General features: G+C 70.9%; 17 protein-coding genes and 1 pseudogene. 5 read left to right on the top strand and 13 right to left on the bottom strand.

The features are described from left to right. Positions 1-73: 73 nt before the first annotated feature. Both ACZ51S_RS16685 and ACZ51S_RS16680 read left to right on the top strand, forming a co-directional pair. A complete protein-coding gene (locus tag ACZ51S_RS16685; RefSeq protein ID WP_388940454.1) occupies positions 74-985 on the top strand; it encodes a LysR family transcriptional regulator in 912 nt (303 codons plus the stop codon). Positions 986-1,184: 199 nt separating this feature from the next. Continuing rightward, positions 1,185-1,466 carry a hypothetical protein gene (locus ACZ51S_RS16680; RefSeq protein ID WP_468803228.1) on the top strand — a complete coding sequence of 94 codons (282 nt, stop codon included), beginning with the start codon at positions 1,185-1,187 and terminating at the stop codon, positions 1,464-1,466. Here the strand turns inward: ACZ51S_RS16680 and ACZ51S_RS16675 are convergent. The 5 genes and pseudogenes from ACZ51S_RS16675 to ACZ51S_RS16655 form a co-directional block, all read right to left on the bottom strand. After that, positions 1,441-1,647, bottom strand: coding sequence for a transposase (locus ACZ51S_RS16675; RefSeq protein WP_468474485.1), 207 nt, complete (start codon positions 1,645-1,647; stop codon positions 1,441-1,443). The genes ACZ51S_RS16680 and ACZ51S_RS16675 overlap by 26 nt on opposite strands. Before the next feature lie 142 nt (positions 1,648-1,789). Next, positions 1,790-2,287 (bottom strand): allene oxide cyclase barrel-like domain-containing protein, encoded by a 498-nt coding sequence (locus tag ACZ51S_RS16670; protein ID WP_468474484.1) that lies wholly within the window; start codon positions 2,285-2,287, stop codon positions 1,790-1,792. A gap of 164 nt (positions 2,288-2,451) precedes the next feature. Next, positions 2,452-2,610: pseudogene (locus tag ACZ51S_RS16665) on the bottom strand (cobalt ABC transporter ATP-binding protein); the annotation flags it as partial. Positions 2,611-3,019: 409 nt separating this feature from the next. Further along, a complete protein-coding gene (locus ACZ51S_RS16660; protein ID WP_468961230.1) occupies positions 3,020-3,526 on the bottom strand; it encodes a hypothetical protein in 507 nt (168 codons plus the stop codon). 80 nt (positions 3,527-3,606) lie between these two features. Further along, the gene (locus ACZ51S_RS16655) at positions 3,607-3,852 is read right to left on the bottom strand and encodes a hypothetical protein (RefSeq protein WP_468886076.1); all 246 of its coding nucleotides are present in this window, start codon (positions 3,850-3,852) and stop codon (positions 3,607-3,609) included. A gap of 163 nt (positions 3,853-4,015) precedes the next feature. Between ACZ51S_RS16655 and ACZ51S_RS16650 the strand changes: the two genes are divergently transcribed. After that, the gene (locus tag ACZ51S_RS16650; RefSeq protein WP_468474481.1) at positions 4,016-4,309 is read left to right on the top strand and encodes a hypothetical protein; all 294 of its coding nucleotides are present in this window, start codon (positions 4,016-4,018) and stop codon (positions 4,307-4,309) included. A gap of 77 nt (positions 4,310-4,386) precedes the next feature. Here ACZ51S_RS16650 and ACZ51S_RS16645 read toward each other — a convergent pair whose 3' ends face one another. The 7 genes from ACZ51S_RS16645 to ACZ51S_RS16615 all read right to left on the bottom strand — a co-directional run bounded on the left by ACZ51S_RS16645 (position 4,387) and on the right by ACZ51S_RS16615 (position 8,901). Beyond that, entirely contained in the window at positions 4,387-4,896 is a 510-nt protein-coding gene (locus tag ACZ51S_RS16645) for an AMIN-like domain-containing (lipo)protein (protein ID WP_468961439.1), read from the bottom strand. Between the two features lie 600 nt (positions 4,897-5,496). Further along, on the bottom strand, positions 5,497-5,778 hold the full coding sequence (locus ACZ51S_RS16640; RefSeq protein ID WP_468474480.1) for a PASTA domain-containing protein: 282 nt from the start codon (positions 5,776-5,778) through the stop codon (positions 5,497-5,499). A gap of 216 nt (positions 5,779-5,994) precedes the next feature. Then, entirely contained in the window at positions 5,995-6,387 is a 393-nt protein-coding gene (locus tag ACZ51S_RS16635; RefSeq protein WP_468803224.1) for a VOC family protein, read from the bottom strand. Beyond that, positions 6,384-6,686, bottom strand: a complete 303-nt coding sequence (locus ACZ51S_RS16630; RefSeq protein ID WP_468961228.1) for an ArsR/SmtB family transcription factor — start codon at positions 6,684-6,686, stop codon at positions 6,384-6,386. Before ACZ51S_RS16630 ends, ACZ51S_RS16635 begins: the two co-directional genes overlap by 4 nt. A 93-nt stretch (positions 6,687-6,779) precedes the next feature. Further along, positions 6,780-6,962, bottom strand: a complete 183-nt coding sequence (locus ACZ51S_RS16625) for a hypothetical protein (protein WP_468886081.1) — start codon at positions 6,960-6,962, stop codon at positions 6,780-6,782. Positions 6,963-7,580: 618 nt separating this feature from the next. Next, the gene (locus ACZ51S_RS16620; protein WP_468961226.1) at positions 7,581-8,018 is read right to left on the bottom strand and encodes a hypothetical protein; all 438 of its coding nucleotides are present in this window, start codon (positions 8,016-8,018) and stop codon (positions 7,581-7,583) included. Between the two features lie 283 nt (positions 8,019-8,301). Then, positions 8,302-8,901: a hypothetical protein gene (locus ACZ51S_RS16615; protein ID WP_468474476.1), complete on the bottom strand. Its 600-nt coding sequence runs from the start codon at positions 8,899-8,901 to the stop codon at positions 8,302-8,304. Positions 8,902-9,199: 298 nt separating this feature from the next. Between ACZ51S_RS16615 and ACZ51S_RS16610 the strand changes: the two genes are divergently transcribed. Both ACZ51S_RS16610 and ACZ51S_RS16605 read left to right on the top strand, forming a co-directional pair. Beyond that, positions 9,200-9,865, top strand: coding sequence for a hypothetical protein (locus ACZ51S_RS16610; RefSeq protein WP_468886086.1), 666 nt, complete (start codon positions 9,200-9,202; stop codon positions 9,863-9,865). Continuing rightward, positions 9,862-10,521 carry a hypothetical protein gene (locus ACZ51S_RS16605; RefSeq protein ID WP_468886087.1) on the top strand — a complete coding sequence of 220 codons (660 nt, stop codon included), beginning with the start codon at positions 9,862-9,864 and terminating at the stop codon, positions 10,519-10,521. The genes ACZ51S_RS16610 and ACZ51S_RS16605 overlap by 4 nt, the downstream gene beginning before the upstream one ends. Before the next feature lie 85 nt (positions 10,522-10,606). Here ACZ51S_RS16605 and ACZ51S_RS16600 read toward each other — a convergent pair whose 3' ends face one another. Next, positions 10,607-11,422, bottom strand: coding sequence for a hypothetical protein (locus ACZ51S_RS16600; protein ID WP_468961224.1), 816 nt, complete (start codon positions 11,420-11,422; stop codon positions 10,607-10,609). Between the last annotated feature and the right edge of the window lie 440 nt (positions 11,423-11,862).

Genomic DNA, 11,862 nt, shown 5'->3' with positions numbered 1-11,862 from the left:
TGTACCGGCCGTTCCCCGCAGTCCAAGGCAAAGATGTTCTGGACTCCATGCAGGTTCTTTATGCTTGCCGATCATGAGCCTGCGTCAGATGGAGTACTTCCTCGCCGTCGTGGAGGAGTCCTCCTTCACCCGGGCCGCCGACGCCCTGCACGTCACGCAGCCCGCCCTCTCCCACCAGGTCAAGGCGTTGGAGACGGCCGTGGGCGGCGCGCTGCTGGAGCGCATGCCGCGGGGGGTCCGGCTCACCGCCATGGGCCGCGCCTTCCTGCCGCACGCGCAGCTCGCCGTCCGCAGCGCCCGCCAGGCGGAGCGGGCCGCCCGGGCGGCGGCCGGGGTGGCCGGCGGCGAACTGCACATCGCCACCGTGCACGCCATCGCGGTCGGGATGCTCCCGGGCATCACCGCCCGCTGGCGGGCCCTGCACCCCGGAGTCTCCCTGGTGCTGCGCGAGTACGGTTCCACGGACGCCCTGGAGGAGCAGCTGGAGCGCGGGGCCGCCGACATCGCCGTGGGCCCCGAACCCAAGGACTGGACGGGCCCCCTGGTGCGGGTGGGCCGCGAGGAACTGGTCATCGTCGTCCCGTTCGACGACCCCCTCGCCGGGCGCGGGGCCGTCCGCCTCGCCGAGCTCGCCGACCGCGACTGGATCCGCTGCGCGATGGAACCACTGGTGGAGGGGCAGCCCGTCCTGGACTGGGCCTGCGGGGCGGTGGGTTTCACCCCGCGCACGGTGCTGCGTACGGAACACACCTCCACGGCCGTGCGGATGGCGGCCGCCGGGGTGGGCACCGTCATGGCCCCCGCTCACATGGTCCGGGGCGCCGTCGGCGAGGACTGTCTGCTGCTCTCCCTCGACCCGCCGTGGCACCGCCCCCTGGCGGTGTTCTCCCGCGTCCCGCTGACCGGTGCGGCGGCCGCCTTCACCGAGCTGACCGCCGGCAGCCAGGCGGTCGTCGGCCCCGACTCCCCAGGCCCGGGGCAGTAGCTTCCCCGTGATCCGGCGGTGACGGCGAGCGCCGTCCTCGCGGAGGGGGCGGCCCTCGGCCGGGAGGGAAAGGGATTCCGGGAGTCCGTGAAGCTGTCCGTTTCTCCGCACGTGCAGCTCCGATACGCCATGGTCGACTCTGGGCCCGCTGTTGTGGCGTGCCCGTCGGGAACGGAGATGCCATGGACGACAGGGAGACGTGGACGACGGAGGAGTAGCCCCGGTGGCGGGGTCGGTGGTGCCGCACTGGCGGGTGGGCCTGGAGGTGCTCGCGCCGGACTACCAGCGGCTGGTGGGCGTGCTGGAGGCGGAGGCGTGTGGGTCCGGGCTGCGGGCGGGGAGTTGGCCGCACGGCTGGGCCCTGGAAGCGGTGTCGGCGAAGGCCGAGGGGGTGCGGTCGAAGGTGAAGCGGCTGGTGGAGCGGGGCTGGCTGGCCGAGCAGCGTCCCGGGGTGTTCACGCCGAGGCGGGCTGCCGGGTGACGTTTCGGCTCCGGTGGCGGGCGAGGCAGCGTCCCGTGAGCATGGTCATCGACCACAGGACGGCGGCTTCGCTGCTTTTGGGCCGGGTCTCGTAGTCCCGGGCAAGGCGCCGCGAGCGCATCAGCCAGCTCAGCGTCCTCTCCACCACCCACCTGCGTGGAAGCACCACGAACCCGCTCATGTCGTGGGTGCGTTTGACGACCTGAAGGGTAAGCCGCCCTGGACGTCCCCTTGACCCGCGCTTCCTTTCGCACGACCGTCTCCAATCGTGCAATGCAAGGGGAGAAGGTCGGGTTCCGGGGTCAGGGGGACGTCGGGGTCCGTCAGACGAGGTGGATCGTGAAGCGCCTCACGACCCTGGGGTCCGTGGCGATCGTGTCGGAGTGGACCCAGCCGCGAGCCTTCTTGTACTCCCCGGTGCCGCCAGTGATCGCGTTGTCGAAGGGACCCTGGTCGACGTAGTTGAAGTACATCCCCTGCACGGTGAGCTGGCCGCCCGGGAGGATGTACGTCACGACGCACTGCTCCGCTTCATCGGCGCCGCCCCGGGTGGTGGTGCAGGTGCCGTGGGTCTCGCCGACCTTGTTGTGCTCCTCGTCGAAGAGGTCCGAGCGGACGACGACCTGATCGCCCTGCGAGACGCTGCCGGGGGTGACCGGGAAGCGGGTCAGCTGCTGCACCTCGGCCAGGAGTGTGATGATCCGGGCCTTATCCCTGGCCTGGGCGGAACCGGTGTCCGTCGCGGCGGCCGCGACGGGGGTGCAGGCGAGGAGGGTGACCAGCGTGGCCGTGCCGAGGCAGGCCGCTCTGATGGGGCGCATCATGCGACTCCTGAGGTTGATGTTCGGGAATGACCGGATGGCGAACTTTCATCCGATTGCGTTCGATTTCCTTCATACCCTCGACTCCGCCGCGCCGCGGAGCACCCCGGCACGAACCACCGGCACATCCAGCCGGTCGGACCAAAGTCAGGCGGCGGAGCTCGGCCCGTCGGCCCGTCGGCGGCGATGGCGCCCTCGCTGAGGATGACCGAGCGCGGGCAGAGCTCCAGGGCGTACGGCTGGCCGCGGGTGACCGTCAGGACGGTGACGTCCAGGGAGTGCAGGATGTCGACGAGCTCGCGGCGCGAGGCCGGCTCCAGGTTGCGAACTCGTAGCTCCTGCCGGCGTCGGGGCCGATGCCGAGCCGCTTTCGCAACCCCGCACCACGATCCGCGCACCGGCCGGTTGCAGACACGGTCGGCGGTCACCGGAGTCGCTGTACGGAACCAGCCTGAGCCCGCGCCGCAAGAACCTGCGCGGGCTCAGGTGTGGCCGGGGTGCTAACTGCGTTGGCACTCCGAGTACCGACGACTGGGTGCCGGTCAGGGGAGTGCGCGCCGTGGCTGCTCCTTGGAGGTGCTGGTCGGGGCGGCAGGTGAGCTGGCAGAGAAAGGGCGATGCTGGCTGCCCTGCGGGGCAGCCCGAGGGAGAACGCGACACAGACCTCTTCCTGGGAGTACTCGAGGAGATCGAACTGCGCCGCACGCGGCCCCGGCTCGTCGAGAGCTTCGATCAGAGCGCGTCGGCTGGTGATGGTGCGGTCGGTGAGCGGGACCGAGGGATACCGGCTGAGGTGGTCCATGACCGAGTCGGAGTCCAGCTGGACAAGGAGGCTCTTGGCCAGCCGCAGCTCCCCGTCCACGTCCGGGGCCTCCAGCTCGACCGCCAGGCCGGCCAGCTCCCGCAGGCCCGCCCCAGCCCGGTCGCGGACACCTGGATCGCCTCCGGCGGATCCGCCGGGGTGGTCACGCGGACTCCTGGGGCGGTGCGGAAGCCGAGCCGTTCGCCGGGATGCGGGGCTTCCACGGCCTCCTCGATGAGGACCTCGGCCCTCGTGTTGCAGCCGTCCTTGTCCGCATCGATCCAGTCCCCGAACTGCCGCTGCCCGTTGTAGCCCTCGCGGACCTCGGCCTCCACCGGCAGCTGGGCGACAAACTGCTCGATGCTCAGGGCGTCGAGCAGCCAGGAGGCCGACACGGAGAGCAGGAGCACCGGACGCAGCAGACCCACGGCGGTCATCACCGGACGCCGCCGGATCCGATCCGCCCAGGCCCCCGGCCGGGAGGCCGATCCGCTCACGCCGCCGCCCCCGGCCCCCCTCACCCGGGAGGGCGGGGGCCGGGCGGCAGGCGGTGCAGGAAGTCGGCGGGGAGGGCGTGCAGGGTGCGGCCGTGGAGGCCGGTGGTGGTCTGCGCCGTCAGGAGGGAGTTGAGGACGGACTCCTTTTCCTCGCCCTGCTCGCGGTGATGATCACAGGCAGCCTCGACCATCGAGTCGTCGAACTCCCCGGCCCCAACGACGCGCCTGCCCTGGCCGTCGTGGTGCCGTCGGTGCGATCCTGGCATGGAAGATGGCTGTCAGAGAGCCGGAAACCGAACCCCGCATAGAGGTGCTTGCCGGCATCGGTGGCGGACTCCTCACAGGCATCGCCGTGGGAGTTTCGGCCCTGTTTCTGGAACAGTCAATCGGCGAGATAGCCCACGCTCGGTCACCTGGGCCGTACGCGCGATGTGGGGCACCGAGGCGTCGGCGGCGGTCCGGGCGGCGCGGAAGCGGCTGCGTCGAAGCCGTAAGGGGTCCTGGCGCACGGACCCGAGGAAGAACGAGTGGTTCCGCTTCCTGGGCCACGTCAACACGCAGGGCACGCTGGAGGAGTCCATGCACCCCAACGCCCACGGCCAGCGGGCCCTCGCGGCCTGTCTCGGTCTGGTGGGCGCGGCCGCTCCGGGCCGCTACGAATGCGTGCAGGACTGGTTCGGCAACGGCGACCCGAGCATGATGCGGATCCGCCCGGCGAGCTGACCCGGTGAGCTGCCCGGGCGAGCGGACCGGCCGGGGCACGGGGGGCGACGCCTCCGGGCCCCGGCCCGTGAGGGGGTTCAGCGGGCGATGTCCACGACGAACCGCTCCGGCGAGTGCAGGGTGAAGGCCCGGTAGTAGGGCAGCGTGTCGAAGGCGGCGCCGAAGGTCACGTACCCCTCGTAGTCGCCGGTCAGGGCGATGCCCTTGAGCTTGGGCAGGTTGATCTGCTGCAGCTTGGGCCCGAGGTAGACGTTCCCGCCCGTGTCGTCGTGGGCGGCGGCGGGGTTGAGGCGGATCTCCAGGAAGTACCTCCCGGGCAGCGGCACCGGCGTGCCGGACCCGTCGTGGATCAGTTTCGGAACGGGGGTGACCGTCGCCGTGGGGACGTACCCCTGGAGGTCGATGACGATCCGGTCGTACGTGGGGTGCCCGCCCCAGCGGGCATTGACCACGAGCGGCGTCTGGGTCTGGGCCTGGATGCGGAGGAGGCCGGCCGGGGCGGCCGAGGCCGGAGCGGCGAAGGCGAGTGTTGCGGTGAGCAGGGCGCCGGAGGCCAGGGCCACGATCCGGCGGAAACGTCGGTGGATCATGACGTCCCCTCGATTCTCCTGAGACGGGGACTTACGACACAGATGAGGACGCCCACACCGGATGCCCCGGTTCCGGTAGGAGGGCAAAGAAAAGGCCGGCGAAAGAGGGGAGGGGGCCGGCGTGCACCGCCCGGGCACGTACGGGGCCGGCCTTACCGCCGTCGACCCCTACATCGACCGCGACGTCCTCGCCAGCAGATCGCCCGCGAGGAACAGCAGTGCCGCGCCCTGGAGGACTTCACCGGCCGATGGGGCGCGGCGGGCGAGCAGCAATCCCAGGCGGTGGCTTGCGCGGGTGGGGCGAAGCGCAGCAGGACGGCTGACGGGTCAGCGGCTCCTGATGGTGCCAAAGGCTGGTCTGGGGCCCGCGTTGCAGCTCCGTGTTGCACCGCCGTCCAGTGCCAGGAGGCCGAGCAGACGGTCCTTGAGACCGCGAAGAAGATGACGCAGATGGGGGTGGGCGCGCTCCGGGAACATTCGTTCGACCGTCAAGCGAACCTTTTGGTACGGCAACGGCTGCTTATCTCAGGGGGTGGTTGCTGCGGTGAAGGCGGCGCGGCGGCATTGGCCCGTGCAGCTCTGTACGCTGACCTCGGGTCAGGCCAGGGAGGGTGGCTCCGGGGCATCGGTGCCAGGCGCCTTGCAGAACTCGATCACCAACGAGCCCATACGGCGCATCCGGGATCCGGGGGCGGGGGTCTGGGCGGTGACCCTCCAGACGCCGGGCCAGGTAAGAGCTCCAACCGGCGGTCCGTCTGGATCAGCGGCCGCGATGACCAGGCCTGCCTCCCACGCTGCCTTCCGTGCGTCCGTCACGATCAACCCGACGAGGTCAGGAACGGTCACCTCATCAGCCGTATCGGGTCCCACCCAGCTCATACCGCCCTCCCCACGAGACAGTATCTACCCGCTCCCGGACCGAGGGAAGGATTGCGGGCTCCGCTGGCCGGGTGCCGGGTACACGCGGCCGCAAAGATGAGTGACTGTAGTGCTCACCAGATGGTGTCGCCCTCGGTTGTGACGCCAGGCTGCTGACGGGTTCCGGAGCCAGGGTCCGGTCGCGGCGGCGGCCGCGCCCCGCACGAGGCTGCCCGCCTACTGAGGCTGTGTCGCGATCTGGATCAGGTTGCCGCAGGTGTCGTCGAAGACGGCGATGGTGACGGGGCCCGCTTCCAGGGGCTCCTGGGTGAAGCGGACACCGAGGCCGCGCAGGCGCTCGTACTCCGCTTCCACGTCGTCGACGGCGAACTGGGCGAGCGGGATGCCGTCCTTGACGAGCGCGTCGCGGTATGGCTTGACGGCCGGGTGCCCGGCGGGCTCCAGGAGGAGCTCGGTGCCGTCGGGCTCGGCGGGCGAGACGACGGTCAGCCACCGGGCCTCGCCGCCCAGCGGGACGTCGTGCTTCTTCACGAAGCCGAGGATCCCGGTGTAGAAGTCCAGGGCCTTGGCCTGGTCGTCGACGAAGACACTGGTCAGATGGATCTTCATGAGGTGCTCTCCTCTGGTCCGGAAGTGTCGGGCACGGGCCATCGCTCGGTGATCTGCCGCAGCGGAGCCGTGTTCAGGTCGTGGAACTTGTAGCGGCCCTCCCGCCTGGTCTCGACGAGCCCGGCCGCCTCCAGTACGGCGAGGTGCTGGGAGACCGCCTGGCGCGAGTTGCCGAGCTGGTGTTTCATGCTCAGCCGCGAGCAGATCTCGAACAGTGTCTGCCCGGACTTCTCCGCGAGCTCGTCGAGGATGGTGCGGCGGGTGGGGTCGGCCAGGGCTTTGAAAAGGTCGTCGGCCACAACCACAGAATAGGCAAGTGCGGACTTGCCTATCAAGTTGAGGGCGGCGCCCTGCGGGGGAGCACGACTGTCAGCGGTCTATTTCGAGGTCCGTCAGGACGAGCAGAGCGCGCAGGGGGTGGGCAGCGCGGGCGGGGTCGGTACGGAGCTCCGCAAGGACCGCCAGCTCTTGTGCCGGGCGAAGCCGTGCTCGACCGGGGCGAGGACGCGGTTGGCGGATTCCTCACCGGCAATGAGCTTGTGGGTGCGGCTGGCGTGGAAGCCGGTGATGATCACGGCGTCGAGTACGCTTGCGGGTTTTCGCCCCGCGCGGATCCCGTCGTTCGCGCCGGGATGGGTCAGATGACGGGTGGTCGTCCCAGGCATGCTGCTGGCCGGCCCCGGCATGCCCGTCGCCGACCCCGGCCTCGGCTGGCACCCCTTCCTGCGCCGCCGCCTGCTCGACACCCGGCTCGAGTCCATCCTGAGCGCCGATGTCCCCGCCTCGATCGCTCCACGACCAGTTCGGCGGCGCGGCGGGCGCGGCCTAGGCCACGCGGCCGCTCGCTCACCCGCTGGGCGACCTGTACCGCCTTCTCGGTGAGGAGGCGGCAGCCGACCCGGACATGGCCGCCAGAATGGCCCTCCGCGACCAGCGCGGTGTCGATGTCGCGGGGTTGGGCTGTGCCCGCGAGGAGCCCGCCGTTACCACCCCGCCCCCGATGCCGCTGCTGCCGACCCGGTCGTCGAAGAGATGGCGGAGGCCGCCCAGGCCTCCGCCCGCGGCGGCTATACGGCTGGTGCTGACCATCTCCGACGCCATTTGCCGCGCCGCCCAACTCCGTACGTACGCCCTGGCCGTGCGCGGCGTTTTGGCCCCTGCCCGGGCTCTGCGCACGGCCGCACGGTGACCTGCTACCACTGCCGCAGGAGCTCCCCCCCGCCTACCAGGGGGGCGGTGCGGGCGGCGTAGCGGGGGCCGGTGGGTGCGGGGTGCGGGCGGGCCGGCTGACGAAGGCGTTGGGGGAGCCGCTGCGGTGCCGGCCGCGGGTGACCGCCTCGGCGGTGGGCCGTCTCGTGAAGGCCGGTCAGCTCGTCTACTTCGGCGGTGACCCCGAGCTCCCCGACGTCCATCCGGACCAGGTCGCGGCCTTTGCGTGCCGCCGGGACTTGCCGGTCCTCCTCGACCGGTACGTCCCGCTCGGCCCGGACCAGGCCGCACGTCGGCTCGGTGTCCGCCGAGCCGGCTTCGGCCAGGTTGTGCGTTTGGGGCAGCATCAACGGCGACACCCAGTTGCTGGCCTTGGTCTGGACGTCGGTGTATCCGGTCCAGGAACCGTCCGACAGCCGCACACTCAGGTAGGGGCTGCTCCCGGATCGAACAAGAGCCTTGGTCTGCCAGCCCGGCGTCGTGGCCCGGATGCCGCTGTCGGACGCGCTCCGTATGCTGCCGCCCGTGAGTACGGTCCGGCCTCGAACGACGCCCCTGAACGTGATCACCCGTACGGGGGTTCCGGGGACGTGAACCGGACGATCTTGCGGGTTGTGGACGAATCGTGTTGGCTCTCTTCCGATCTTGTCCGGCGCGAGTGCCGGGCAGACGGACGGGGGGAACTTATATGCGTGTCCAGCGAGTTCATGGATTGGCGGCCGTTCTCGCGGTATCCGGCTTAGGCGCGGGCCTGACGCTCACGACCGGTTCGGCCCAAGCCGACTCCGTGACGCCGAGTCCGACCGGAAGTCCCACCTGCACGACGGCCCCGAGCCGTGGACCGGACCCCACACCGACTCCGATTCCCACCCGCTCTCCGAGCCCGACCATCGAGCCCGGATCCTCACCGGCCCCGGCCCGCGCACCGCTCGCGGCCGCCCCCGGCGCGGCCTTGGCCCCTGCCATCACGCCGGACCCGACCTCGATGCCCACCTGCGCACCGGAGCCGACCTGCACGCCGTCCACGACACCGAGCGCCGCCCCCTCGGTTGCCCCGACGCGTGCGCCGAGCGCCGCCCCATCGGCCGCTCCGACGCGCGCGGCGAGCGCTGCCCCCTCGCGGGTTGCGACCTCCACACCGGTACGGGCTCTGGCTCCGGCCTCCGTACCCGATCCGGCCCCCAGCTCCGCCATCAGGCCGAGCCCCACCTGTACCCCGGGCCCGGCACCGAGCCCCACCGTCACACTGGCCCCCACGGCCGTACCGACCCCTGGCGTCACGCCGACCACGTCGCCGAACCCCACAGCACCGCCCTCGATCGCGCAGCTGACGAAGAGGTAGAGGCGGGTCGAGCCCCGGGCGGCTCGTGCCCGGGGTCCGGCTCCTTCCTGCGGGATGGTCAGGCCGTCTGATGTGCGAGCGGAGTGCGCGCATCGAGCGGCTCCGTCGGGCGATGCGCGAGAGGTGCCGACCCGCTCCGGCCGATGCGCCCGTTCGGCGTCACCGAGAAGACCGCCATGCGCTACGTCAGCACCGCCTGCCCGGAACGCACAGCGAAACTGCCCAGGTGGTGGCCCGCCCCGAGGGCGCAGCCGAAAGCCCGTGGCGACGAAGCAGCAGGTCCGGCATCATCCCCGTGTGATTGTGATGCAGGCCGTTCTGGAGATCTCCCCTGCCGATGACTTCGCGCTCTGGCCGATTGGCGAGCACGAGCCAAACGGCTACCTCGTGTTGAACGGGGAACTGGATGCGGCGGAGGTCGGCACGGCCGTCAAGCGGATCGCCGACTGCAACGACTTCGAGCCGGAGCGGGAGCATGGCCCGCGCCCGACCGACCCACTCGGCACCTTTCTGCACGGGCTGCTCACCCTGCCTGACCTGTTCGCCGCCGGCGGCTTCCGGGTGACCGACAGCGCCACCGGCACCGTCTTCGTCGAGCCGGGCTGCTGCAACGGCCTGGAGACCTGGCGGGACTGGCTGGAGGTGCTCGACGGCACCGGCTGCGCCTACTTCGGCCACGATCCATCTTCGGTGGCCGAACGCGTCGGCGACACCGTCCGGCTGACGCTCGACGCCCATGGGACGGACGGCAGTCCGGTGATCGAGCTGTCGGCAGACCAGGTACGCAGGCTCGTGGCCGGCGCCCAGCAGGATTTGCAGGACTTCCTCAGCCTTGCCGGGACCTGGGCTGAACAACACCTGCCGGCCCACGCTGCTGCCGCCACTGCCGCCCTGGCACGGGCACTGGACCTGGTGCCCACACCATGACCAGCTTCCTGACCCACCGAGCGCATGTGCACGACGCCGGGCTCCCCGTCCACCGGCGGCACAGCGCGCTGCGCACCTGCCTCACCGTTTTCGCTCCGTATGGCCTGCGGGCGACGTACCACCACCTCACGCTCAGCGCCGCGATCCCCCGCCGGCTGGAGGCGGACCCGGACGCGCTGGTGCGGGCGGTGGAGGAACTGCACGAAGCGCGCGTGCTGTGGCTCGTGCGCGCGGACGAGTACGTCGCGCAACGCCGGGCGCAGAAGCAGGCTGGGTGGCGGGCTGTACCGAATCCTCGGCCGTGGTGGCTGCGGAGCTGGTGGGAAAGCCCCGACCGCGCCTGGTACGAAGACCCGTTTCGTCACCCGTCGCTGCGCCTGTCCGAGTACGTCCGGCGGCAGAACGCGCTTCTGGATGGAGCCGAGTTGCCCGGCTGCCCGGCTTGCGGAGATGAGGGACCGCGAGTGCTGTGCTCCACCGGGCACGGTTGGATCGAGCTGTGCCGGGGGTGCGCATGGGTGGTGGCGCCATGTCCGTGCGGGCAGCGCCACCGGTTCGTGCGGGAGACCCCGTTCAACTGGAACGAGATCTGGCAGCGGGCGCACATGGGCGATGACGGAAGGCCGAACTCACTCTGGCTTGCGGACCAGCCATGAGGGCGATTGGCCGACTCAAGTCAGATGCGCCCCCTATGGGCGCCGTTCGTTACGCGGTGTTCGTGTCCTACGTCGGGCGGTCGAATCAGTGGGACCAGGGCAGTCGGACGGCCTCGATTTCCGAGTCGTCGAGGAGGGCCTCGATGAGCGGGGCCGGGCCGGCGACCTTGGTGGCCCACAAGTCGTAGTCCGTGCACAGGACCCAGGACCGGTCGTGGGCCCAGAGGTTGGACGGGGTCCAGAACTCTTCCTCGGGGTGGTCGTACAAGGCCTTGGCGTCCGTGAGCCGGCCGGCCCGGACGTGGAGGTCGTCGAAGTCCTCTGCCCTTTGGCACAGCGGGGTGTAGTAGGCGAGGCAGCGGGTGTCCGGCCCTTGAGGGCTGTGCTGGGTGAGGATCTCGACCAGCCGGTTCCAGTCGGCACGGTCCAGGCTGCCCTCGGACGGACTGGTGATACCGACCGGCCAGCTGCCCGGCTTGCGGAGCGAAGGGAACGACGAGCGGCCGGGCAGGCAGCCCTCGGCCGCCACGGGATCCCCTGTCCGCCGGGTGAGCTCTGCCCAGCGCAGGCGGCGCCAGCGTGGTCCGGGGTGCTCGCCTCTGGACGGGGCGAAAGTGTCCGAGGGATCGGCGAACACCTCCCCGGGGCCGAGGCCCGGGATGATCTCGGGGCAGGCGCTGGTGCTGTTCAAGAAGGCCCGCTGGTATGCGACGTACGACATGTCGAAGGGCCCGAGTTCGTGTTCGTACATGGAGTGGAGCACCCAGGCCGCATCAGGCAGTGCCGGCGGCATGAACCCGGTGAGCCCGTCGTCGTCGGCCAGTTCCCGCAGCCAGTCGGTCTCAGCGGACGCGGCGAGCGGCCAGCGGGCGGTCGCCAGAGCCGCGGAGGTCTCGTACATCGGCCCAGGATATGCGCCGAAGTCCCGCACCGATCAGGCTGACCGCGACCGCAGGGGTCGGGACGCCGGACCAGCGGCCCGCTCACCTCCAAGAGGTCTGCTCGACTCCTCCTTGCAGATCGGCCGGGCCGCTCCGCGCCCGGCCACCATGGAAAACTCCCCCTCGCACCGATGAGGCCCGTGCGAACCGTGCGACCTCGGGCCGACTTGTGGGCGGTGGGCTTTCGGACCACGCGTGTGGCAGCGCCCGGTCGGTCTGGAAGTGGCGCGCCCCTGCGGCATGGGGGACCGCAGGGGTGCCGACTCGTCGGCCTACGCACGCGGGAAGCACCGTGAACACCGACTTCTGGCTCGCTGAAGCCGTCTGACTTCTGGTCAGCGCTTCTCGCTCAACGAGCAGGCATGTGCCGGAAGGGCACGGGGAATCCGTTGCAGCTCCT

The sequence above is a fragment of the Streptomyces sp. NPDC034043 genome (assembly GCF_055575675.1).
Note: the sequence above shows the minus strand (reverse complement) of the source record. Positions and strands in the feature narration are given on the sequence as shown.

Excerpts from the sequence above, each read along its gene's own strand:
- ACZ51S_RS16685 (WP_388940454.1), top strand. The coding sequence starts at position 74 with ATGAGCCTGCGTCAGATGGAGTACTTCCTCGCCGTCGTGGAGGAGTCC.
- ACZ51S_RS16675 (WP_468474485.1), bottom strand. The coding sequence starts at position 1,647 with ATGAGCGGGTTCGTGGTGCTTCCACGCAGGTGGGTGGTGGAGAGGACG.
- ACZ51S_RS16670 (WP_468474484.1), bottom strand. The coding sequence starts at position 2,287 with ATGCGCCCCATCAGAGCGGCCTGCCTCGGCACGGCCACGCTGGTCACC.
- ACZ51S_RS16660 (WP_468961230.1), bottom strand. The coding sequence starts at position 3,526 with ATGACCGCCGTGGGTCTGCTGCGTCCGGTGCTCCTGCTCTCCGTGTCG.
- ACZ51S_RS16655 (WP_468886076.1), bottom strand. The coding sequence starts at position 3,852 with ATGCCAGGATCGCACCGACGGCACCACGACGGCCAGGGCAGGCGCGTC.
- ACZ51S_RS16650 (WP_468474481.1), top strand. The coding sequence starts at position 4,016 with ATGTGGGGCACCGAGGCGTCGGCGGCGGTCCGGGCGGCGCGGAAGCGG.
- ACZ51S_RS16640 (WP_468474480.1), bottom strand. The coding sequence starts at position 5,778 with ATGAGCTGGGTGGGACCCGATACGGCTGATGAGGTGACCGTTCCTGAC.
- ACZ51S_RS16635 (WP_468803224.1), bottom strand. The coding sequence starts at position 6,387 with ATGAAGATCCATCTGACCAGTGTCTTCGTCGACGACCAGGCCAAGGCC.
- ACZ51S_RS16605 (WP_468886087.1), top strand. The coding sequence starts at position 9,862 with ATGACCAGCTTCCTGACCCACCGAGCGCATGTGCACGACGCCGGGCTC.
- ACZ51S_RS16600 (WP_468961224.1), bottom strand. The coding sequence starts at position 11,422 with ATGTACGAGACCTCCGCGGCTCTGGCGACCGCCCGCTGGCCGCTCGCC.